Below are 21,729 nucleotides of genomic sequence, written 5' to 3' on the forward strand. Positions count from 1 at the left end.
GGGACGGGACGTCAGTGCGCGATGACGGGGATCTTCACCTCGTCCTCGGCACCCTCGCCCGAACCGGAGCCGGCGACCACGCCGACGTCCGGCTTCCCGGTGTTGATGAGGGCGACGGCGATCGCCGCCGAGACGGCCAGGATGCCGACGGCCCACCAGATGGCTGCCGCGTAGCCCTCGACCATGCCCTGGAGCTGGAGCAGCTTCTGGGCGCCCTGGGTCGTGGCACCGGCCGCGTTGTCGGCGATGTACGCGGTCGTGGCCGAGGCCGCGATCGTGTTCAGCAGAGCCGTACCGATGGCGCCGCCGACCTGCTGCGAGGTGTTGACCATCGCGGAGGCCACACCGGCGTCCCGCGGGTCGACGCCGTGCGTCGCGAGCGACATGGCCGGCATGAACGCCGTACCCATGCCGAGGCCGAGCAGCAGCTGGGCAGGGAGGATCAGACCGGCGTACGAGGTGCCGATCTCCAGCTGCGTCAGCAGCAGCATGCCGACGGCGGCGGTCAGGAAGCCCGGACCCATCAGCCAGCGCGGGGGGACCCGCGTCATCAGCCGCGTACCGATCTGGGTCGAACCGATGATCATGCCCGCGATCATCGGGAGGAACGCGAAGCCCGTCTTGACCGGCGAGTACCCCTTCACGACCTGGAGGTAGTACGTCAGGAAGAGGAACAGACCGAACATCGCGATGACGGCCAGGCCCAGCGAGAGGTACACACCGCCACGGTTGCGCTCGGTCAGGACGCGCAGCGGCAGCAGCGGGGACTTGACCTTCGCCTCGGTCAGGACGAACGCGGCGAGGAGCACGGCGGAGCCGACGAACATGCCGATGGTCGTGGCGTCCGACCAGCCCTCGGACTCGGCGCGGGTGAAGCCGTAGACGAGCGCGACCAGACCGAGGGTGGACAGGATCACGCCGGGGATGTCGAGCGGCGAGCGGTTGCGGCCGCCGGCCGGCTCACGGATCACGAAGTACGCGCCGACGGCGGCGACGATCGCGAAGGGGATGTTGACGAAGAAGGTCCAGCGCCAGTCCAGGTACTCGGTGAGGAAGCCACCGAGGATCAGACCCACGGCGCCACCGCCACCGGCGATCGCACCGTAGATGCCGAAGGCCTTGGCGCGCTCCTTGCCGTCGGTGAACATCACCGCGAGCAGGGAGAGCGCGGCGGGCGCGAGCAGCGCGCCGAACGCGCCCTGGAGCGCGCGGGCACCGAGCATCATCGCCTCACCGGTCGCGGCCCCGCCGAGCGCGGAGGCGGCGGCGAAGCCGATCAGACCGACGACGAAGGTGCGCTTACGGCCCCACAGGTCGGCTATGCGTCCGCCGAAGAGCAGCAGACCGCCGAAGGCGAGGGCGTAGGCCGTGATGACCCACTGCCGGTTGCCGTCCGAGATCCCCAGGTCCTGCTGGGCGGAGGGCAGCGCGATGTTCACGATCGTCGCGTCGAGCACGACCATCAGCTGGGCGAGGGCGATGAAGACCAGGGCTTTCCAGCGCCTGGGATCCGTTTCGGACATGGGGGTAGCCACCTCTTGGTACGTAAAGGAAAAACTGGACGTAAGTACGGGGTTTTACAAAGGGATGCTCAGGTGCGCGACCGGGTCACGGGACGGTCGGCTCGGGGTCACTGCTCGTGGGAGTCGCCCCGCAGATCCTCCAGAGTGGCGGCCGAGCCGGGCAGCACGGAGCGCGCGGGCGCTTCGAGACCGTCCAGGAACAGCTGCAGATGGCGGTGGACGAAGCGGTCCATGTTCAGGCAGGCGGTGCCCGGGAGCGGGCGGGTGAGCTGGGACACGGCCACCAGCAGGTCCCCGACACCGACATCGGCACGGAGCTCGCCCGCCCGGTGCGCACGGTCGACGAGGCCCTGTACGGCCGACTCCAACCGCTCGCGTTCGGCGTGCAGTTCGGGGTGGTTCGCGTCGAAGGAGCCGTCGAGCATCGGGCACAGGGCGCCGATCCGTTCGTCGGCGGCGCCATGGGTGAAGCGGCGGAGCGCGTCGAAGGCGTCGGCCTCCCCCGCGTCCACGGCCGCGGCCGCCTCCTCCGCCAGGTCCGAGGTGCGCGACGTGACGGAAACGACGACCTCGTGGATGAGGTCGTTGCGCTCGGGGAAGTTGCGGTAGAGCGTGGCGTTGCCGACCCCGGCGCGCCGCGCGATCTCGTCGAGCGGCACCTGCGGGCCGAACTCGACGAACATCTCCCGGGCCGCCGCGACGATCCGCTCCCGGTTGCGCAGGGCGTCGGCCCGCGGGCGGGGTGCGCGACGGGCGGGCGCGGTGTCGGCTTCGGTGGTCACGCCACGGCCTCCTTCACATCTGAGTACATCTGAGATCCACATCCGAGATCGAGATCCACATCCGCGATCCACACCTGAGATCACGACCGAGATCTCGATCCGGGGATCGAGTCCCCACTTCCTCGAACACAGGCGTAAACGGGGAGCGAGTCCCCGGTTATTTCCCGCCTGGAATGTGATGTGGGTCACATCTCCCGTGCCTCGTGGAATACCCACGATCGGGCCAACCCGGCGCGCGCCCCCGCGCCTCTCGACACAGGCTGATCGAGCAGCAGCTCTGATCAGGAGAGGCGACCGCATGCAGCAGACCCGCCGGCACATACGCAGACCCGTCGCTCTCGCCGCGACGGCGGCCGTCGCACTCGCCGCACTCGCCTCGGCCAGCTCCACGCTCCCCGGCCCGGCACCCGCGACGGCGGGCCCGGTGGCCTCCGCGCCCCCCGCGGACGGCGCGGACGCCTCGGCGGCGCTCGGGCCGTGCCGGATCGCGACGACGATGGGTGTGCAGATGTCGGAGGGGATGCCCACCGCCCCGGGTTACGCCCGCTCCACGGGCCGCGTCAGAGCCCTCAACCTGATGGTCGACTTCCCCGACGCGCCCGGGGAGGGCACGGCGCTCGGCCGGTACGACGAGTTCTTCCCGCAGACGGCGGAATGGTTCAGCACCAGCTCGTACGGGCGCCTGCACTACCACCCCGAAGCCCCGATACCCGACTGGCTGCGGATGCCGCAGCCGTTCGCCTCGTACGGGATAGAGCGCGGCTCACCGTACGAACCGGGCTACCGCGGCCTCGTCGAGGACATCGTGAAGGCCGCCGACCCGAAGGTGGACTTCAGCGCGTACGACCTGGTCAACATCCTGGTCACCCCGAACGCCGGGCCCTCGGCCCTGGACACCGTCCTGTCCGTGACCTTCTCGGGGAACGACGAGGCGCCGTACGCGGACGGGGTCCCGCTCTCCAACACGTCCTTCGTCTACAGCCGCCAGGACGACGGTTCGGGGACGTACGCCGAGACCGGCTACCGCGTCCTGCCGCACGAGAACGGCCATGTCTTCGGCCTGCCCGACCTGTACACCGTGGACGGCGGGGGCACGGTCGGGCACTGGGACATCATGTCCGAGGACTGGGGGGCCAACAACGACCTGCTCGGCTGGCACAAGTGGAAGCTGGGCTGGCTCGACAACGACCAGGTCGGCTGCGCGTCCCGGCAGGGCACCACCGAGTACCTCCTGACCCCGCTGGCCACGGCGGGCGGCCGGAAGCTGGCCTTCGCGCCGCTCTCCGAGAAGTCGGGGTACGCGGTCGAGGTCCGCACCCGCGAGGGCAACGACGAGGCCGTCTGCGAGCCGGGGGTCCTGATCTACCGCGTCGAGTCGGACGTCGACACCGGGCACGGCCCGGTGACCGTGGCGGACAGCGACAAGGACAGCGGCGGCTGCACGCGCCGCCCGAACGTCCACGCGGAGCTGTCGGACGCCCCGTACCGCCCGGGCGAGACCTTCACGGACCGGACGAACGGCATCCGGATCACGGTGGTGGACGAGGACGCGAAGGGCGCGTACCGCGTCCGGATCACACGGTCCTGACTGCGGCGGGGACGTCGGCCCGGAGATTGACCGAATCGTCTGCCCGGACACCGGCCTCGGCCCGGACGTCGGCATCGGCCCGGACGTCGGCCCGGCGGTCCGTGCGCGGTCCCGGGAGGCCGTGCAGCTCCGCGAGCGTCTCCCGCAGCTGCCGCTTCAGCACCTTCCCCGTGGCGTTGCGGGGCAGCTCGTCGTCCCGTACGAGGACGTGCGCGGGCACCTTGAACGCGGCGAGGCGGGCCCCGGCGTGCGCCCGCAGCTCCTCGGCGGTGACGGTCGACGCCGCCTTGAGCCGTACGACGGCGGCGACCTCCTCCCCCAGGGTGGGATGCGGCACGCCGAGGACGGCGGCGTCGAGGACGTCCGGGTGGTCGTGGAGGACGGCCTCGACCTCGACGCAGTACACGTTCTCGCCGCCCCGGATCACCATGTCCTTGAGCCGGTCGACGAGGGTGACGCGCCCGTCGCGGACGTGGGCGAGGTCGCCGGTGCGGAACCAGCCGTCGTCGGTGAAGGCCTCCCGGGTGGCGGCCTCGTCACCCCAGTACCCGCGGACGAGGGACTGTCCGCGCAGCCACAGCTCCCCCACGCCGTCGCCGTCGGGCCGGTCGACGCGGACCTCGGTGGCGGGCGTGGGGCGGCCGACGCTGCGCGGATGGGCGCGGTACTCGGCCCCGAAGTTGGCGAACACGCCGCCGCAGGTCTCGGTGAGCCCGTAGCCGTTACGGGGCTCGACGCGCTCCCCGTACGCGGCGGCGAGACGGGCCACGAGCTCGGGCGGGGCGGCGGCTCCTCCCGTGTTGAGCATGACGAGGCTCTCCAGCGGATCGCCGGTCGCCTCGGCGCGGTCGAGCAGCTGGAGGGCGGTGGTCGGGACGCCGGCGTAGTGGGTGACGCGGTGGTGCCGGATCAGCTCCAGGGCCTTGTCGGCGTCCCACTTCCGCATGAGGACGAGGGTCCCGCCGGCGGCCATGACGGAGTAGAACGAGGTGAACGCTGCCACGTGGAAGAAGGGGAACGTGGTGAGCGAGACGGGCGCCGGCCCCTGTCCGGGCACCGTGCCGCGGCCGAGGGCGGAGGCCGCGGCGTAGTACCGCGGATTCATCGCGGCCCCGGCCTGCGCGAGGTGGGTGGCGACGGCGCCCCTGGGGCGGCCGGTGGTGCCGGACGTGTAGATGATGGTCGCGTCGTGCTCGGGCAGGACCTCGACGGGCGGAGGCCCGAGGAGGGAGTCGGTGTCGCGTACGTACGCCGGGAATCCGCCGCGCGGGAGCCGGCCGCCGCCGTCACCGCCAGGGCCGTCACCGCCAGGGCCGTCACCACCAGGGCCTTCACTGCCAACGCCCTCGCCGCTCCGGCCTTCACTGCCACCGCCGTCGCCGCTCCGGCCTCCACCGTGAAAGACGATGCCGGGTACGCGGTGCTCCCGCGCCCACGCCCGTACGCGCTCCTCGCGCTCCCCGTCGACGAGGAGGATGCGGGGCGTGCAGTCGTCGAGGGCGTACGTGAGCTCGTCCTCGGTCCACCAGGCGTTGAGCGGTACGGCGACGAGGCCCGCGAGCTGGGCGGCCCAGAAGGCGATCTGCCACTCGGGATGGTTCCGCATGGCGACGGCGGCCCGGTCGCCCGGCCGCAGCCCGTACTGATCGACGAGGCTCCGGGCGAGCCCGCAGGCGGCGTCGAAGAACTCCCGGTAGCTCATCACCCCGTCCTCGGAGACGAGGAACGGCCGGTCCCCGTAGGCCCAGGTGGCCTCGACGAACTCGCGCAGCGTGCGGGGGCCCTCGACGTACACCCCGCCCTCGACGGCGAAGAGCGCCCCGGGCTCGACCAGCCGATCGACGACGCCACCCACGACGACCACCTTCCCTGAGCGCTTGCTCACCCGCTCGGACGCTAGGTCCACCCTGCCACCCCGTCAACCGGCCCGTACACCGGCCCGACCCCTCGGCGAGGAAGCGACCACCGGGAAGCCATGGCGCCAACACGGCGACACCGTGGCACAACATGGCGCCACGGAACTTGCAATGGCGCCACGATGGTGCCACCATTGCGTCATGGACCTCACGCCCTACGTAGACAATCTCCGCCATGAGCTCGGCGTGGCCGCCGAGGCCGGAGGCGACGAAGCCCGCGCCCTGGCCGACCGGCTCACCGGTCAGCTCGAGTCGGCCGCCCGCCTGACGCTGCTCAACGCACTGTCGGACGCGATGGACGAGGTCACCCGTGACCTGGCGCCCGGCTCGGTCGACCTGCGCCTGCGCGGTCTGAACCCCGAGTTCGTGGTGACCCCGCCGCCCACCGCCGACATCTTCGAAGAGGCCGAGACCTCGCTGCCGGCCCCGCCGCCCCCGCCGACGCTTCCCGTGGAGGTCGAGGAGGGTGCCACTTCGCGCATCAACTTCCGGCCGCCGGCCCAGCTCAAGGCCCGGGTCGAGGAGGCCGCGAGCCGCGAGGGGCTCTCGGTCAACGCCTGGCTCGTCCGGGCCGTGACCGCCGCCCTCGAACCCGGCACGACGGGCCGTACCCGCACCGGCACGACCGGCGTGGGACCCGCCGTCGGGCAGGGATTCACGGGCTGGGTCCGCTAGCCGCACCCGGAACCGGCAGAACACCTCGCGCCCCTGCCCCACAGCCCCACCGAGGCACACCACCCCGGCACTTACCTCCACCCAGCCAAAGGACGGCACAGCCATGCCCACGTTCGAAACCCCCGAACCCCTCTCCGCCACCGTCGAGATCGAGATCGGGCGGGCCCGGATCGTCGCGGGCAAGCGCACCGACACCGTCGTCGAGGTGGTGCCGAGCGACCCCGGCGACAAGCTGGACATCCAGGCCGCCGCGGAGACCAAGGTCACCTGCGCAGGCGGAAAGCTGCTGGTCAAGGGACCCAAGAAGCGCTCACTCTTCGGCAAGGTCGGCGCTGTCGACGTGACCGTCGAACTGCCCGCGGGTTCCGAGCTGACCGGCAGCACGGGCCTCGGCGAGCTGATCGGCGAGGGACGGTTCGGCGACTGCCGCCTCACGACCGCCGCCGGTGACATCCAGCTGGAAGAGGCCGCGGCCGTACGGCTCAAGACCTCGCACGGCGACATCCTGGTGGACCGCACAACGGGCGAGGCCGAGATCCAGGGGTCGGGCCGGGTGCGGGTCGGCCGGATCGACGGCGCGGCGACCATCAAGAACCTGAACGGCGAGACCACGATCGGCGAGGTCGGCGGCGAGCTGCGCGTGAACTCGTCCAACGGCCCCATCGGCGTCGCACGCGCCCGGTCCTCGGTCACCGCCAAGACGGCGAGCGGCGCGATCCGCCTCGACGAGGTGGTGCGCGGGCAGATCACCCTGGACTCCGCAGCGGGCGGTCTGGAGGTCGGCATCGCCGAGGGCACGGCCGCCTGGCTCGACGTGCGGTCCAAGGCGGGCCGCGTACGCAACGAGCTGGGGGCGGCCGAGGGGCCGGGCCAGTCCGACGAGACGGTCGAGGTCCGGGGCCGTACGAGCGTCGGCGACATCATCATCCGCCGCGCCTGAGAGCCGGCTCTCCCCCGGCTGACGCCACGCGAAGGGCGGCCTGACGAGCCGGCCGCCCTTCGGCCCCCGGAATCCCGTACGGCCCCGGCACCGGGAGGCGTACCCCGGCCGCACCATGCCCTCGTCGGCCCCCGCCTGACCCGCGCCCAGCGCCGTCGGCCCGCCGGCCCTCTTGAGGCGACGGCACGGCGCCACACATCACATTGATGGCGCCACTATGGCTCGCATTGGCGCCATATCTATGCCATGATGGCGATGCCCGCTCGCATCAGCCGTGCACCAAACCAGCGCCACCCATGCGCCACCAAGGCGCCATTTCGCGCTGCCCGCGGCCGGGCCGGACAACCCGCCGCTCTCCACCGCACGCCACGCACCCCACGCACCCCACGCAGCACGGCACCGCACGGCACCGCACCCCACCGCACTGACCACCATCGACCCTTACGGGAGCCCCACCGTGGCTACGTTCCTTTCCAGATTGGGCCGCCTCGCCTTCCGCCGCCGGGGGGTGATGGTGCTGCTCTGGCTGCTGGTGTTCGGCGGCATGGGCTTCGCCGCCTCCACCACGCCGGCGCCACCGGCCGATACGTTCTCGATGCCCGGCACCGAGTCGCAGGAGGCCTTCGACCTGCTGACCGAGAAGTTCCCGGACGCGCGTGCCGACGGCGCCGGTGCCCGGGTCGTCGTCCGCGCCCCCGCCGGCGCGAAGATCACGGATCCCGCGCAGCGGACCGAGGTCGTGCGCCTCGTCGCCGGGCTGGGGGCGTCGTCCCCGCAGGTGGCGGGTGTCTCCGATCCGTACGACTCCCCCGCCGTCAGCATCAGCAAGGACGGCACGACCGCCTACATGGTGGTGACGTACAAGGTCCCCGCGATGGAGGTCGACGACAAGGCGCACGACGCTCTCGACGCGGCCACGGAGCAGGCCCGTGAGGCGGGACTCACCGTCGAGGCCGGCGGTGACGCCGTGAGGATCGAGCAGGCGATGGGCGGCACCGGCGAGCAGATCGGCATCCTGGTCTCCGCGATCGTCCTCGTCCTGACCTTCGGTTCGGTGATCGCGGCCGGAATGCCGCTGATCACCGCGCTGATCGGCGTCGGCATCGGCATCTCGGGCATCACGGCGCTCGGTTCGACGCTGGGCCTGTCGGGTACGACGTCGACGCTCGCGATGATGATCGGCCTCGCGGTCGGCATCGACTACGCGCTGTTCATCGTGTCCCGTTTCCGCGCCGAGCGGGCCGAGGGACGCACCCCCGAAGAGGCGGCGGGACGGGCCGTCGGCACCGCGGGCTCGGCCGTCGTCTTCGCCGGCCTCACGGTCATCGTCGCCCTCGCCGGGCTCGCCGTGGTGAACATCCCGATGCTCACCAAGATGGGCCTCGCCGCGGCTGGCACGGTCGCGGTCGCGGTACTCGTCGCGATCACGCTGGTCCCCGCCCTCCTCGGCTTCGCGCCGGTCAAGGTGATGGCCCGTAGGGGACGCCTGGCGTACGCCGTCAAGCCGCTGTCGGACCGCAAGCGGCGCCGGGCCGCCAAGCACGCGGCGAAGCTGGCCGGGAAGACCAGGCCCAACCTGGGCTCCCGCTGGGCCGGTTACGTCCTGCGTCACCCCGTCGCCGTGCTGCTCGTCGGCGTGGTGGGCCTCGGCACCGTCGCCGTACCGGCCGCGGGCCTCGAGCTCGGCCTGCCTGGCGAGGGCCAGATGTCGACGGAGACCACGCAGCGCAGGGCGTACGACCTGCTCTCGGAGTCCTTCGGCCCCGGGTTCAACGGCCCCCTGATGGTCACCGTGCAGACCACGGGCACCCAGGACGCGAAGGCCGTCGGCGACGAGGTCGGCAAGGCGCTGCTCAAGACGGACGGCGTGGCCTCGGTCTCGCCGGCCACTGCGAACAAGGCGGGCGACACAGCGATCCTCAACGTCATCCCGGAGACGGGACCGACCGAGAAGAAGACGGAGGAGCTGGTCCGCGAACTCCGCGACACCGCGGGCGGCTTGGAGCGGAGCACGGCGTCCCGGATCCTCGTGACCGGCCAGACGGCCATGTTCATCGACTTCTCGCAGACCCTCGACGACGCGCTGCTGCCCTACCTGGGCCTGGTCGTGGGCCTCGCGTTCCTGCTCCTGATGGTGGTCTTCCGCTCCGTCCTGGTCCCGCTCAAGGCGGCCCTCGGCTTCCTGCTCTCGGTGGCCGCGGCGCTCGGTGCCGTCGTGGCGGTCTTCCAGTGGGGCTGGCTCGCCGATGTCTTCGGCATCGACGCACCGGGACCGATCATGAGCACGATGCCGATCTTCATGATCGGCGTGGTCTTCGGCCTCGCGATGGACTACGAGGTCTTCCTGGTCAGCCGGATGCGTGAGTCGTACGCCCACGGAGCACGCCCGGCCGAAGCCGTGGTCGACGGCTTCCGCCACGGGGGCCGGGTGGTGAGCGCGGCCGCGATCATCATGATGAGCGTCTTCTCGGGCTTCATCGTCGAGGACAACGACTTCGTGAAGATGATCGGCTTCGCCCTCGCGATCGCCGTGCTCTTCGACGCCTTCGTCGTCCGTATGGCGATCGTGCCCGCGCTCTTCGCCCTGCTCGGCAAGTCCGCCTGGTGGCTGCCGAAGTGGCTGGACCGGATCCTGCCCCGGGTCGACGTCGAGGGCGAGAAGCTCGGCCAGGCACAGGCCCGGCCGGCGGGCCGGGACCAGGGCCAGGACCGGGAGCGCACCCTGGTCGGCTGAACGGGCCCACGGCCCTCCGCGAGGCGCCCCCGCACCGGCTCAGGCCGGGCGGGGGCGCTTTCTGCTCTCCGCACGGGACGGCGAAACCGCAGGCCAGGCGCCGCGGCGCCACTTGACGGCACAAGTGGCGCCACTAGGGCTCGACATGGCGCCACGAATGTGCCACGATGATGGCGCAAGCGAGGCACGGGAATGGCGCCACGAGGCGCCAAACCCGGCAGGCTCGCCGGCCCACCAGACCCACCCCAGGACTCCCCGGAAGAGAAAGGCCCGCTCCCATGAACACCGCGACCACAGCGGCCACCAGCACGCGCGCCGCGGCGATCTCCGCCATCGGCCTGCGCAAGTCGTACGGCGACAAGGTGGTGCTCGACGGCATCGACCTGCGGATCCCCGAGGGCACGATCTTCGCCCTGCTCGGCCCCAACGGGGCGGGCAAGACCACCACGGTGGAGATCCTCTCCACGCTGATCACGGCCGACGGGGGCCAGGCGCGGATCGCGGGCCACGACGTGACCGCCGACGCCGACTCCGTACGCGGCCTGATCGGCGTCACCGGACAGTTCGCCGCCGTCGACGGACTGCTCACCGCCGAGGAGAACCTGCTCCTCATGGCCGACCTGAACCACCTGAGCCGCAGCGAGGGCCGGCGCCGCGCGGCCGAGCTCCTGGAGCGGTTCGAGCTCACCGAGGCGGCCCGCAAGAACGTCGCCACCTTCTCGGGCGGTATGCGCCGCAAGCTCGACCTCGCGATGACGCTGGTCGGCCGGCCGCAGATCATCTTCCTCGACGAGCCGACGACGGGCCTCGACCCGCGCAGCCGCCGCGTGATGTGGGAGCTCATCCGGGACCTCGTCACGGATCAGGGCGTGACCATCTTCCTCACCACGCAGTACCTGGAGGAGGCCGACCACCTCGCCGACCGCATCGCCGTCCTCGACCACGGCAAGCTCGTCGCCGAAGGCACCGCGGAGGAGCTGAAGCGGCTGATCCCCGGCGGCCATGTCCGCCTCCAGTTCGCCGACGAGGACCAGCTCGCCTCGGCGGCCACGATCTTCGGCACCGCCGCCCTCGACGCCGAGTCGCTCACCCTGCAGGTCCCCAGCGACGGCTCGGTCGCCAACCTCCGCGCCATCCTCGACACGCTCGACGGCACCGGGCTGCAGGCCGAGTCGCTGACGGTGCACACCCCCGACCTCGACGACGTCTTCCTCACCCTCACCGGCCGGCAGCACGCCCCGGCCGCCGCCCCCACCGCTTCCACCATCGCCCAGAAGGAGTCGACCCGATGAGCACCGCGACCCTCACCCCGGCCGAGCCCGCCAAGGCCACCCGCTCGTACGCCCTGCGCGACTCCATGACGATGCTGCGCCGCAACATCAAGCACATGCAGCGCTACCCCTCGATGACGATCTCGATCCTCGTGATGCCGCTGCTGATGCTGCTGCTCTTCGTGTACGTCTTCGGCGGCGCGCTCGGCATGGGCATCGGGGCGGGCGACGACCGCGGCGACTACACCAACTACCTGGTGCCCGGCATCATCCTGATGTCCGCGACCTCGGGGGCCGTCGCGACGGCCGTGTCGGTCTGCACCGACATGACGGAGGGCATCGTCAACCGCTTCCGTACGATGTCGATCTCCCGCGGCTCCATCCTCACGGGCCATGTCCTCGGCAGCGTCATCCAGGTCACGGCGGTCCTCGTCCTGGTCACGGGCGTCTCCCTCGCGATCGGCTTCCGCCCGAACGCCTCGCTGGTCGAGTGGCTGGCCGCCCTGGGCCTGCTCGTCTTCCTCGCTTTCGGCATGGCCTGGCTGTCCGCCGCGATGGGCATGGGCGCCAAGACGGTCGAGGCCGCGAGCAACGGCCCGCTGCCGCTGACGTTCCTGCCCTTCCTCGGCAGCGCGGTCGTCACCCCGGACTCGATGCCGACGGTCCTGCGCTGGTTCGCCGAGTACCAGCCCTTCACCCCGATCAACGAGACGCTGCGGGGCCTGCTCCTCGGCACCCCGATCGGCAACGACGGCTGGATCGCCCTGGCCTGGTGCGCGGCCCTGGCCCTGATCGGCTACCTCTGGTCCCGCGCGGTCTTCAACCGTGAGGTAACCCGCTGACCCCCCCGGCCCCGACCCCGCGAACCGGCCCCGGCACCTCACCTGAACCCCAGGCGAGGCACCGGGGCCGGCGCACGAGCCCTACGCGTACCGCGCCCAACGCCCCGTGCCGGGCACCGGCCGGCCACCCAAGATCACCCACACGCCCGCGGCCTCGGCCGGTACGCACCTCTCTCCACCCTCGGATCAAGCACCACCCGCTACACTGACCGCGGTGGCTACGCCCTCCCGGGCTGCCACCACGACCTGTCGCCAAGCAGGCCTGAACAGTCCACCGCTCCAGGCAGACTGTCCGGACAGGCTTTCCGACGGATCCCCGCCTTCGTAGCTCAGGGGATAGAGCACCGCTCTCCTAAAGCGGGTGTCGCAGGTTCGAATCCTGCCGGGGGCACAAGCGAGAAGACCCCCAGCCGATCATGGCTGGGGGTCTTCGGCATCCACGCCGGACATCGACGGGCGGTCCGCCGCCGGGGCCGCGCCTTGCTCAGGTCTGGTCGGGCGCGCGCCCGGTGGCGAGTGTCGCGCCCTTCCGCGGGGTCGGAGCGGCTCGATGCTCCATCCGGGACAACGAGGTGATCGACGTCGGGGGCGACGGCATCGTGCTCCAGCACGGCCACCACGCGCTCGTCGAGCACAACTACGTCGACGGGTTCAACATGCGCTCCGCCGGCTACAACGTCGGTGTCTGGGCGTGGAACCTCGACGACGCGGTCTACCAGTACAACGAGGTCACCGGCGGCCACGGGACGCTCGACTCGCAGGCCTTCGACTTCGACGGCGGGAACAACCGCAACGTCTACCAGTACAACTACAGCCACGACAACGAGGGCGGCTTCCTGCTCGTCTGCAACGCCACCGGGATGACGTCGGCCGACAACGTCTTCCGCTCCAACGTGAGCATCGGCGACCGCAACACGTGGAGCCCGCCGTACGGGGTGATCTCCGTGGTCTGCCCGGCCGCGACGACCAACACCCAGGTGTACAACAACACCGTCGTCACCGACCGGACGGGCACGGCCATGGTGAGCGACAACGGCAAGGGCGGGGTGACCTTCCGCAACAACATCTTCGTCAGCACCGCCGAGGGCGGCTCCCCCATCGTCGACGCGCTGAACACCTACGACCACAACCTCTACGTGGGCGTGGGCGCCGTCCCGGCGGGCGACGCCCACGCGGTCACGGCGGACCCGAGGTTCCTCGACGCCACCCCGGACAGCCCGAGCGACCTGCGGCTGCGCCCCGGCTCCCCCGCCCTCGGCGCGGGCACACCGATCGAGAACCCGGGCAGGCACGACTACTTCGGCAACCGCCTCTACGGCACGACCGACATCGGCGCCCACCAGCGCCCCGGTCCGCGGTAGTGCTTCAGGAGAAGATCGGGCACCCCTCGGCATCGAGGGGTGCCCTTCGGTCTCCGCCCCCCGTCAGCCACCCTGGCCGCCTCCTGGGCACGGTGGCGGTGTCAGGGCGCCACCGGCAAGGCCGTTGCCACGTCGTTGCGCGCCTTGCGGGCCAGGAGGGGGAAGGTGATCTGGAGGGCCTGGGTGTCGTGGGGCGAGGAGATGACGAACGAGGAGTTGAGGACGCGTTCCTTGATCTCCGAGCGGACCAGGCCCTCGCGCGGGATCGTCATCAGGTGCTCCTCCGGGCGGGCGAACATCGGGTTCGCCCGGAAGATGAAGATCCGACGGCCGGTCATCGCCAGGTACATCGGCACCGGCGTCGGGATCACCGCCATGGCGCCGCCACTCATGATCGCCGAGGCGGCGGCGAAGGCGGCCGTGCGGCGGACCGAGACCGTGCTCAGGTTCACGACGGCGGTCACCTCGACCTGCTCCCCGGACTCGAGCATGGGAGCCACGGCGGCCAGTAGCAGTCGGCGGCGCTTCGCGTTCACGGTCGTACTCCTACGGTTCGTGCTGTCATTGGTCGAGAAGGCCCATGTGCTCTCCCGCCGAGAGCGTCAGCGATGCCACCGTGAGCATCATCGCCCCCACTCCGACGAGCACGAACGCGCCCGGCGGCAGCACGAGTCGACCGGCGCCGCCGCGGGCCGCCCAGGTGTGGCGGGTCAGCCAGGCCGTGCCCAGGGCGGCGAGGGTCGCCCCGCCGAACTGGGCCAGCGTCAGGCCCCATCGGAGGAGCGGGCCGATCGCAAGGGAGAGCAGCAGACCCACGGTTGATCCCCCAGACAGTCGACCCCAGCAGCGATTGCGTGAGCTGACGCAATGAGATCATGCGCTGTGAACCGAGTCAACATTCCTGCGTCCTTACGCCTCGCACGTCAGGCGCATCTGGCCCGCCGCATGGTGCGCCCCCTCCCGCGACGCGGAGCCCCAGTCCTGGCCCCGGTCGAGGAGGCGGACCGTGAAGGTGGGGGTACCGAGGGGGTAGGTACCGACGGGCAGGAGCGCGCCGACGTTCGCGGGCTGGTAGACGGTGAACGTGGCGAACGGAGTGCCGTTCGCCAGGACTTGGTAGACGGAGGGCTCGCCGGCCGCGTCCTGGGGGCGCGGCGGGCTCGGGACGTGGACCGCCAGAGCGCACGTCTCGTACCCCGGGCCGACGTGCCAGCTCCAGGTCGCCCGGTTGTCACCGTCCTTCGTCGAGCTGCCCGACATCGGCATGGCCGAGAAGCGGCCGTCGCAGCCCCCGCCCCGGAAGCCGCCGACTCGCACGGTGTACCAGCCCTCGAAGCCGTCGCTGTACCGGCCCGTCTCCCTGTACGCCCCGCCCGTGCAGCCCGGGCCCGCCCACACCTCGTACGGAACTCCCGAAGGGTGGGGAGAGGGAGGGGGCGTGGACGGGTGGGCGGACGTCGTCGGGGACGTGTCGGCGGGCGGCGCGCTCGACGGTGCCGGCTCGCCGCCCGGGAACGCCGTCGGGCCGTTCCGCGTCGGCAGCGTCCGTACCGGCGGATCCGATGCCGCCGCCGGAGGCGGCTGCTCCTCCGTCCCGCTCAGGGACACCACCAGCACCAGGCAGCCCACCGCCACGACGGCCACGAGCGCCCACACCCCGCCCCGCCGTGTCCCCGTCCGGTCGACGCCGCCGCAGCGCCGGCACGCCATTCCCGGCAGCGGGCCCCTGCCCGCTCCACCGCACTGATCGCATGCCATAGCCGCACACCCTACGGCCGAATCAGCGGAGTTCCTCCGGGCATGCGGTTCCTCGCGGGAAGAACTTGTACGGCGCCGACAGCCGGTACACGCCCGCCTTCGGCGCCAGCAGCTCCGTCCACTCGTCACCCTCGCCGTCCGCCTCCGCCTTCAGCAGGCAGCCGGACTCGTTGAGGAAGACCTTCTCCAGCTCCGTCGGCGACTCCTCGCGGGCCGCCTTCGACGCCTCCGTCTCCTCCGGCGGCGCGATCTTGCCGCCGTTCTCGTCGACCAGCGCGAGCCACGGCGAGTACGGCACCCGGATCAGCACCCGCCCCGGGCTGTCGACCTCGATCACGACCTCGTTCGCGCCCGCCCGCCGCACCTCGGCCGGCGGATTCGCCAGCGGGGTGGGGTTCTCCACCTCGAACAGCCGCCAGTTCTCGTCCGACCAGACCTGCTTCAGATACGGCAGCCCGTCCGCGACGAGCTCCGCCTCCAGCTCCGCGCCCGAGTCCGGCGCCCCGGTCGGCAGGACGACGTAGTGGACCGCCCAGCGGTCCAGCCAGTCCTGGTAGTTCGTGGCGTTCAGGGTGTCGTCGTAGAAGAGCGGGTTCCGCTCCATGTCCGCCTGCCGGTTCCAGCCCCGCGCCAGGTTGATGTACGGGCTGAGGGCGGAGGACTCGCGGTGGCTGGAGGCCGGTACGACCTCGACCCGCGCCTTCTCCGCGCCGCGCACCTGGAGCTGGTTGATCAGCGGCGCGACCTCGCGCGTCCACGACGCGTCCGGGGCGGTACGGATGACGTCGTCGACGCCCTTGAAGCCGATCCAGGTGTTCAGCCCGGCGAACGCCAGCAGGATCGCGTACCACTTACGGGACCGCGGGACCGCGTACGGCAGCGCGGCGAGCAGCACCACACCCGCGAAGAGCATCACGAGCCGCGAGACGTTCGAGCCGATCTGCGAGTCGATCAGCCAGGTCAGCAGCGTGCCCGCGGAGTAGACGGCCGCGCCGGTACGGACCGTGCGCCAGTCGCGCGGTACGAGGACGAGGCACAGCACCCCGAAGAGGAACGGCAGCGCGGTCGACGCCCAGGACATCGGCTGCGTTCCGGAGAAGGGGAACAGCCAGGAGGAGAGCGCGACGACGAGCACCGGGGCGAGACCGAGTGCGTACGCGCCCGGGCGCCGCCGGTTCAGGAAGAGCGCCGCCGCGGCGACGCCGAGGAAGAGCCCGGCGACGGGGCTGCAGGCGGTCGCGAGACCGGCGAGCGGGGCGGCGACCGCCGCCTTCGCCCAGCGCCTGCGGCGCCAGCGGTGCGGCCAGCAGAAGACGGCCGCGACGGCGCCCAGCGCGAACATCATGCCGAGCCCGAACGTCACGCGCCCCGACAGCGCGTTGCACAGGAACGCGAAGACGCCGGCCAGCGAGCACGCCAGCGGATTGCGCACCGCCCGTACCCGCACGAGGATCAGCGCGGTGAGTCCGGCGGAGACCGTGCCCGCGATCATCATCGTGGACCGCACGCCGAGCACCGACATCACGTACGGCGAGACGACGCTGTACGAGACCGGGTGCATCCCGCCGTACCAGGCGAGGTTGTACGCGGAGTCCGGGTGACGGCCCACGAACTCCGCCCACGCGTCCTGCGCGGCGAGGTCGCCGCCACTGTTCGCGAACAGGAAGAACCACAGCACGTGCGTGAGCGCGGCGAGGGCCGTCGCGATCATGACGGGGTAACGGCGGCGCCGCCGGCGCGGGCGCGGCGCGGGAGTCGGCTCCGCGGGCTGCCGGGGCGTCGGGAGATCTATTCGCGCGGACACGGAGGGGCGCGCGGGCGCGCTCTGGTCGGCGCGTGTCGGCTCGGCGGTGGTCACTCGCGGCCCTCTCCCGTACTGCTCCCGAACTGCCTTTCGCCCATGTCCTGGTCTCCGGAACGCTAACAGCAGGGCGCCCCGGAGAGGCCGGGGCGCCCTGACACGTCAGCCCAGACGGGTCAGCTTCTTGTCGAAGCCGGGCTCCACCAGGTCCTTCTGGAGGGAGACGGGCGCGCTGACCTTGCCGGTGCCGGTGCCGATGGACACCTGGCCGACGACGTCGCCCGCCTTGCCGGTGTGCGGGACGGCCTTGCCGCCGTCGGTCAGCTCCAGGTCGACCTTCAGACCCGGCCAGCCGACGGCCTTGAGCTCCTTGTCGGCGACGACGGGGGTGCGGCCGCCGAGGCCGTCGTCGATGTAGCCGACGACCTGGCCCTTGCGGACCACGGCGGCGGAGGTGACGTCCTTCTGCGCCTGCTGGATCAGCTTGAGGCTGTAGTCGATCGACAGCTGGAGCTTCTCGTGCAGCAGTTTGGCGTCCTTCGCTCCCATGACGATGCCGAGGATCCGGCGCTGCTTGCCGTCGATCACGGTGTTCGCGGACCAGAGCAGGTTGCCGCCTGCGGGCGTCGAGGAGCCGGTCTTGATCCCGCTGACACCGGGCTCCAGCACGATGTTGTTGTTGTTCTCGATCTGGCCGGGGATGCCGTCGACGGTGAGGTTCGGCATGTTCACGATCTCCCGGAACACGTCGTACTGCATGACCGCCTTCGCCAGCTTCAGCTGGTCCTGCGGGGTGGAGACGGTGGTCGACTCCAGGCCCGACGGGTCGGTGTACGTCGACTGCGTCATCCCGAGGTCCTTGGCGGCGGCGTTCATCTTCTCGACGAACGCGGCCTCCGAGCCGGCGTCCCAGCGGGCGAGCAGTCGGGCCACGTTGTTCGCGGACGGGATCATGAGGAGCTGGAGCAGCTCCTTCTCGGTGTACTTCTGGCCTTCCTTGACCGCCGCCGTCGACTCGAACTGCGCGCCGGCCTCGTCGGCCGCCTTCTTGTCGATCTCGATCTCGGGGCCCTTGTCGCTCCCCTTGATCGTGTGGTCGCGGAGGATCACGTACGCCGTCATCGTCTTGGCGACGCTGGCGAGCGGGGCGGGCTTCTGGGCCCCGTACGTGCCGAGCGAGCCGACACCCTCGACCTCGGCGGCGCCCTGGCCCTCGGTGGGCCACGGCATCTGCAACTCGCCGCCCTCGAAGGTGAAGGTGGGGGCGGCGGAGAGCGTGAGGGTGGCGTTGGGCAGTGGTCTGACGAACTGTACGACTGCAAAGACGATCAGCAGCAGGATGACGAGCGGCGTCCAGATCCGCACGCGCCGCATGGTGGTGCGCAGGGGGGTCGGCGGCGGGGGCGGGGTGTTCGTCAGCTCGGCGAGCAGGTCGAGCGGAGGGAGCGGCGGCATGGGCTGCTGCCTGGTCCGCTCGGCCTCGGCCAGCGACGGCGGGGGTACGGGGGCGGGGGCGGAGGCCTTCGGGGCGGCCGGGGCCTCGGAGGCCGCCGGGGTCGCCCTGGGCGCCGCGGGCGCCTTGGGCGCCTTGGGCGCGGGCGCCGGCGTCTCGGGCCGCAGGGGTACGAAGGTGCTCGGACGCTCCGGGGCGGGCTTCGGCGGGAGCGGGAGCTTCAGCGCGGTCGTCGGCTGGTCCACGACCGGTGGCCGGACGGCCTTGAACATGGTGGTGGGCTGATCGACGGGTTCGGCGTCGGCCGCCGGCTCGTCGGTCTCGGTCTCGGTCTCGGCCTCGGCCTCGGCCTCGCTCTCGGCGTCGGCTTCGGCCTTCTCCGTGCCGGGCTTGCGCGCGAACCAGGACTCACCGGCGGGGGCGGGCCCGGAGCTGCCGTCGCCGTCCGAGGCAGATGCCTCGTCGGACACCTCGGCCGCGTCTCGGTCGTCGTCCACGCCGTCGGTCTCGTCGTCGTCGCCGGACGGCTCGGGCTCCGTCGAGCCGCTGACGGCCTCCTGCGGCGCCTCGGCGGCCTCGCCCGCGTCGTCGCCCTCGTCGGCCGTCTCGTCGGCCGTCTCGTCGGCGCCGTCGGCCTCCGGAGCGTCCGCGGCGGGGGTGGCGGACGTGGCCGCCGCCTCGGCACCCGAATCCTCGGGCTCCCCGCCCTCGTCCTCGTCCCCGGTGGCGACCCAGGCCGCCACGGCGGCCCTCAGACGGTCGCCCTCCCCGTCCGAGTCCGCGGAGTCGGCGGAATCCGCCGAACCCTCGACGTCCGCAGACTCCTCGACGTCCACCGAACCCTCGGCGTCCACCGACTCCTCGACGCCCACCGGCTCCACAGCGTCCGCCGACTCCGCCGGAGCGTCGTCCTCCGACGTCCGCGGGGCCAGGGTCCTGAAGACGGCCGTCGGCTGGTCGACCCGGACCGGTGACGCGGGCTCACGGAGAACCGACAGCCGCGGATCCCGGCCGCCACCGCCGGCAGTCGTCTCCTTCGAGGACTCCTGCTGCTCCGCCTTGTCGGGGGACTCGCCCGCCACCGTGCCTCCTCCATGCGTCATGAGTACGTCCGAACCATGTATCAGTGTCCTGTGTGAACCCCTTGGCCCCCGTGCTAGACGAGAACGACATACCTACTGGTTCCCGTACGAAGCACCCAGGCGCTCTCGACAGATGAATGTGAGAGGGGTCACCCTGTGACTCATCCACGCGGGGAGGCATGGATGGGCAGGAGCCGCAGAACAATTCCGGAGGAGCTTCTGCTGCTCGCTCTGGACCCGGCCACGGGTACCACAGCGCAGCCGCAGTCGCTCGACCTCGGCCTGGCCGGAGCACAGCTAGTGGAGCTGGCTCTGGCAGGACGGATAGCCCCTGACGGGGATCGTATCGCCGTGGTGATGCCACGGCCGACCGGAGATCCGACTCTGGACTCCGCACTGGAACTGCTGCGCCGACGCGGCAGCCCGGTACGGGCCGTCCACTGGATTGGCGGGCCCCGACTGGGGCTGCGCCAGATCTACCTCGCTCATCTGGAGCGCTGCGGCATGGTGCATGCCGTGGAGGGCCAGATGTGCGGAGTACTGCCGACGACTCGCTACCAAGCGACGGACACGGCGATCAGCCGGGACATCAGGGCCCGGCTGGACAGTGCGATCCGCACCGGTGTACCGCCGGACCCGCGGACCGCGGCGCTCGCCGCACTGGCCCACGCGGTCGGTCTCGGCAAGCACCTGTACCCGGGGAACGAAGGACGGTCGTCGCGGTCCCGGCTGCGCGACCTGATCCGGCACGACCCCATGGGCGGACTCGTGGCGCATGCCGTGATGGACGTCCAGAACGGTGTGGCCGCCCAGCCGCGCCGCAGTGCGCCGGGTGGCGTTCCACAGCAGCCGCGCCGCGGCAGCATGGCCCGCGTCGCCGCGCACTGAGCACGTACGCACCACAGAACCCGATCCGGGAGCCGCACGGACGACGTGTGCGGGGTGGGCCTCAGGGCCGCCCCGCACACGTTGTCGTCATTTCCCAGCGCACACCGCACCTTTGGTGGCAGTCTGCCAAGCAGTAGATACGTACAGCTACGCAGCCGACAGCCGGAGGTGCAGTTTCCGTGGCGTCCAACGTCAACCCCACCGTCAGGCGACGCCGATTGGGCCAGGAGCTGCGCCGGCTCCGGGAAGCGAAGAACATGACGGCCGAGCAGGTCGCCGAGCGTCTCCTCGTCTCCCAGTCGAAGATCAGCCGCCTCGAGAACGGCCGCCGTTCCATCAGTCAGCGCGATGTCCGCGACCTGTGCGGGGTCTACGAGGTCGAGGACGAGCGTGTCGTCGAGTCGCTGATGCAGATGGCCAAGGACTCGCGCCAGCAGGGCTGGTGGCACGCCTTCGGCGACATCCCGTACAGCGTCTACATCGGCCTGGAGACGGACGCGGAGAGCCTGCGGGTGTACGAGCCGCAGATCATCCCCGGCCTGCTCCAGACGCACGGCTACGCGGAGGCCGTGATCACCGGCGCGCTGCCGGAGTCGAGCCCGACGGACATCGACAAACGGGTCACCGTCCGCACCCGGCGTCAGGACCGGATCAAGGACGAGGAGCGTCCGCTGCGGCTGTGGGCCGTCATCGACGAGGGCGCGCTGCGCCGGGTGGTCGGCAACAGACAGCTGATGATCCAGCAGTTGGAGCACCTCGTCGAGCAGTCGCACCTGCCGCACGTCACGGTCCAGGTGCTGCCGTTCGAGATGGGGGCGCATCCGGGCATCAGCGGCCATTACGCGATCCTGGAATTCCCGGACACGTCCGATTCGAGCGTCGTCTACATCGAGGGCGTCACGAGCGACCTGTATCTGGAGAAGGCGCAGGACGTCGCCAAGTACAGCGTGATGTACGAACATCTCCGGGCCCAGGCGCTGAATGTCGAGCAGACCCGGGAGTTCATTTCGGACATCGCCAAGTCCTACGCGGCCGGCTGAATCGCCTGAAACGACTGATCCATCCGAATTCTCTGATTCGGGGGTGAAAGCGGCCATTCGGCCCGGCCCCCGACT

Annotated in this window: 17 protein-coding genes and 1 tRNA gene; 10 read left to right on the forward strand and 8 right to left on the reverse strand. The window is 71.3% G+C overall.

Annotation, left to right across the window (positions count from 1 at the left end; all coding sequences use genetic code 11):
* Positions 1-11 precede the first annotated feature (11 nt).
* Together ACZ3OF_RS20580 and ACZ3OF_RS20585 are read right to left on the reverse strand one after the other, a co-directional pair.
* Positions 12-1,523, reverse strand: a complete 1,512-nt coding sequence (locus tag ACZ3OF_RS20580) for an MFS transporter (protein ID WP_361671757.1) — start codon at positions 1,521-1,523, stop codon at positions 12-14.
* Positions 1,524-1,630: 107 nt separating this feature from the next.
* A complete protein-coding gene (locus ACZ3OF_RS20585) occupies positions 1,631-2,305 on the reverse strand; it encodes a TetR/AcrR family transcriptional regulator (protein ID WP_467306044.1) in 675 nt (224 codons plus the stop codon).
* Between the two features lie 298 nt (positions 2,306-2,603).
* Between ACZ3OF_RS20585 and ACZ3OF_RS20590 the strand changes: the two genes are divergently transcribed.
* Complete coding sequence (locus ACZ3OF_RS20590; protein WP_361671751.1) at positions 2,604-3,893, forward strand: M6 family metalloprotease domain-containing protein; 1,290 nt, start codon at positions 2,604-2,606, stop codon at positions 3,891-3,893.
* On the opposite strand, the gene ACZ3OF_RS20595 is transcribed toward ACZ3OF_RS20590, so the two are convergent.
* Positions 3,880-5,778 carry a class I adenylate-forming enzyme family protein gene (locus tag ACZ3OF_RS20595; protein WP_467306046.1) on the reverse strand — a complete coding sequence of 633 codons (1,899 nt, stop codon included), beginning with the start codon at positions 5,776-5,778 and terminating at the stop codon, positions 3,880-3,882. The genes ACZ3OF_RS20590 and ACZ3OF_RS20595 overlap by 14 nt on opposite strands.
* A 172-nt stretch (positions 5,779-5,950) precedes the next feature.
* On the opposite strand from ACZ3OF_RS20595, the gene ACZ3OF_RS20600 reads away from it, so the two are divergent.
* From ACZ3OF_RS20600 to ACZ3OF_RS20630, 7 genes are all read left to right on the forward strand, one after another.
* Positions 5,951-6,484, forward strand: a complete 534-nt coding sequence (locus ACZ3OF_RS20600) for a hypothetical protein (RefSeq protein WP_361671749.1) — start codon at positions 5,951-5,953, stop codon at positions 6,482-6,484.
* 103 nt (positions 6,485-6,587) lie between these two features.
* A complete protein-coding gene (locus tag ACZ3OF_RS20605; protein WP_361671747.1) occupies positions 6,588-7,424 on the forward strand; it encodes a DUF4097 family beta strand repeat-containing protein in 837 nt (278 codons plus the stop codon).
* Positions 7,425-7,881: 457 nt separating this feature from the next.
* Complete coding sequence (locus ACZ3OF_RS20610) at positions 7,882-10,158, forward strand: MMPL family transporter (protein ID WP_361671745.1); 2,277 nt, start codon at positions 7,882-7,884, stop codon at positions 10,156-10,158.
* 278 nt (positions 10,159-10,436) lie between these two features.
* Positions 10,437-11,450, forward strand: coding sequence for an ATP-binding cassette domain-containing protein (locus tag ACZ3OF_RS20615; protein ID WP_361671742.1), 1,014 nt, complete (start codon positions 10,437-10,439; stop codon positions 11,448-11,450).
* On the forward strand, positions 11,447-12,271 hold the full coding sequence (locus tag ACZ3OF_RS20620) for an ABC transporter permease (RefSeq protein WP_467306050.1): 825 nt from the start codon (positions 11,447-11,449) through the stop codon (positions 12,269-12,271). The genes ACZ3OF_RS20615 and ACZ3OF_RS20620 overlap by 4 nt, the downstream gene beginning before the upstream one ends.
* A gap of 318 nt (positions 12,272-12,589) precedes the next feature.
* Positions 12,590-12,662: transfer RNA gene (locus tag ACZ3OF_RS20625), tRNA-Arg, on the forward strand.
* 25 nt (positions 12,663-12,687) lie between these two features.
* Positions 12,688-13,632 (forward strand): right-handed parallel beta-helix repeat-containing protein, encoded by a 945-nt coding sequence (locus ACZ3OF_RS20630; RefSeq protein WP_467306052.1) that lies wholly within the window; start codon positions 12,688-12,690, stop codon positions 13,630-13,632.
* 101 nt (positions 13,633-13,733) lie between these two features.
* Here the strand turns inward: ACZ3OF_RS20630 and ACZ3OF_RS20635 are convergent, their stop codons facing one another.
* The 5 genes from ACZ3OF_RS20635 to ACZ3OF_RS20655 form a co-directional block, all read right to left on the reverse strand.
* On the reverse strand, positions 13,734-14,168 hold the full coding sequence (locus tag ACZ3OF_RS20635) for a hypothetical protein (protein WP_361671733.1): 435 nt from the start codon (positions 14,166-14,168) through the stop codon (positions 13,734-13,736).
* Between the two features lie 25 nt (positions 14,169-14,193).
* Positions 14,194-14,448, reverse strand: a complete 255-nt coding sequence (locus ACZ3OF_RS20640) for a hypothetical protein (protein ID WP_361671731.1) — start codon at positions 14,446-14,448, stop codon at positions 14,194-14,196.
* A 93-nt stretch (positions 14,449-14,541) separates the two neighbouring features.
* Complete coding sequence (locus ACZ3OF_RS20645; RefSeq protein WP_361671729.1) at positions 14,542-15,390, reverse strand: adhesin; 849 nt, start codon at positions 15,388-15,390, stop codon at positions 14,542-14,544.
* Positions 15,391-15,412: 22 nt separating this feature from the next.
* Positions 15,413-17,101 (reverse strand): MFS transporter, encoded by a 1,689-nt coding sequence (locus tag ACZ3OF_RS20650; RefSeq protein ID WP_467306055.1) that lies wholly within the window; start codon positions 17,099-17,101, stop codon positions 15,413-15,415.
* Between the two features lie 252 nt (positions 17,102-17,353).
* Positions 17,354-19,747: a D-alanyl-D-alanine carboxypeptidase family protein gene (locus tag ACZ3OF_RS20655; protein WP_467306056.1), complete on the reverse strand. Its 2,394-nt coding sequence runs from the start codon at positions 19,745-19,747 to the stop codon at positions 17,354-17,356.
* A 162-nt stretch (positions 19,748-19,909) separates the two neighbouring features.
* Between ACZ3OF_RS20655 and ACZ3OF_RS20660 the strand changes: the two genes are divergently transcribed.
* Positions 19,910-20,614, forward strand: coding sequence for a GOLPH3/VPS74 family protein (locus ACZ3OF_RS20660; protein WP_352187145.1), 705 nt, complete (start codon positions 19,910-19,912; stop codon positions 20,612-20,614).
* Positions 20,615-20,793: 179 nt separating this feature from the next.
* The gene (locus ACZ3OF_RS20665; RefSeq protein ID WP_361438358.1) at positions 20,794-21,654 is read left to right on the forward strand and encodes a helix-turn-helix domain-containing protein; all 861 of its coding nucleotides are present in this window, start codon (positions 20,794-20,796) and stop codon (positions 21,652-21,654) included.
* The last annotated feature ends 75 nt before the right edge of the window (positions 21,655-21,729 follow it).

It is taken from the genome of Streptomyces sp. NPDC022552 (genome assembly GCF_055561875.1).

Bases quoted from the DNA above. Each gene is read 5' to 3' on its own strand.
- ACZ3OF_RS20580 (WP_361671757.1), bottom strand. From the start codon at position 1,523: ATGTCCGAAACGGATCCCAGGCGCTGGAAAGCCCTGGTCTTCATCGCC.
- ACZ3OF_RS20590 (WP_361671751.1), top strand. From the start codon at position 2,604: ATGCAGCAGACCCGCCGGCACATACGCAGACCCGTCGCTCTCGCCGCG.
- ACZ3OF_RS20600 (WP_361671749.1), top strand. From the start codon at position 5,951: ATGGACCTCACGCCCTACGTAGACAATCTCCGCCATGAGCTCGGCGTG.
- ACZ3OF_RS20605 (WP_361671747.1), top strand. From the start codon at position 6,588: ATGCCCACGTTCGAAACCCCCGAACCCCTCTCCGCCACCGTCGAGATC.
- ACZ3OF_RS20615 (WP_361671742.1), top strand. From the start codon at position 10,437: ATGAACACCGCGACCACAGCGGCCACCAGCACGCGCGCCGCGGCGATC.
- ACZ3OF_RS20620 (WP_467306050.1), top strand. From the start codon at position 11,447: ATGAGCACCGCGACCCTCACCCCGGCCGAGCCCGCCAAGGCCACCCGC.
- ACZ3OF_RS20630 (WP_467306052.1), top strand. From the start codon at position 12,688: ATGGCTGGGGGTCTTCGGCATCCACGCCGGACATCGACGGGCGGTCCG.
- ACZ3OF_RS20645 (WP_361671729.1), bottom strand. From the start codon at position 15,390: ATGGCATGCGATCAGTGCGGTGGAGCGGGCAGGGGCCCGCTGCCGGGA.
- ACZ3OF_RS20650 (WP_467306055.1), bottom strand. From the start codon at position 17,101: ATGATCGCGACGGCCCTCGCCGCGCTCACGCACGTGCTGTGGTTCTTC.
- ACZ3OF_RS20655 (WP_467306056.1), bottom strand. From the start codon at position 19,747: ATGACGCATGGAGGAGGCACGGTGGCGGGCGAGTCCCCCGACAAGGCG.
- ACZ3OF_RS20660 (WP_352187145.1), top strand. From the start codon at position 19,910: ATGGGCAGGAGCCGCAGAACAATTCCGGAGGAGCTTCTGCTGCTCGCT.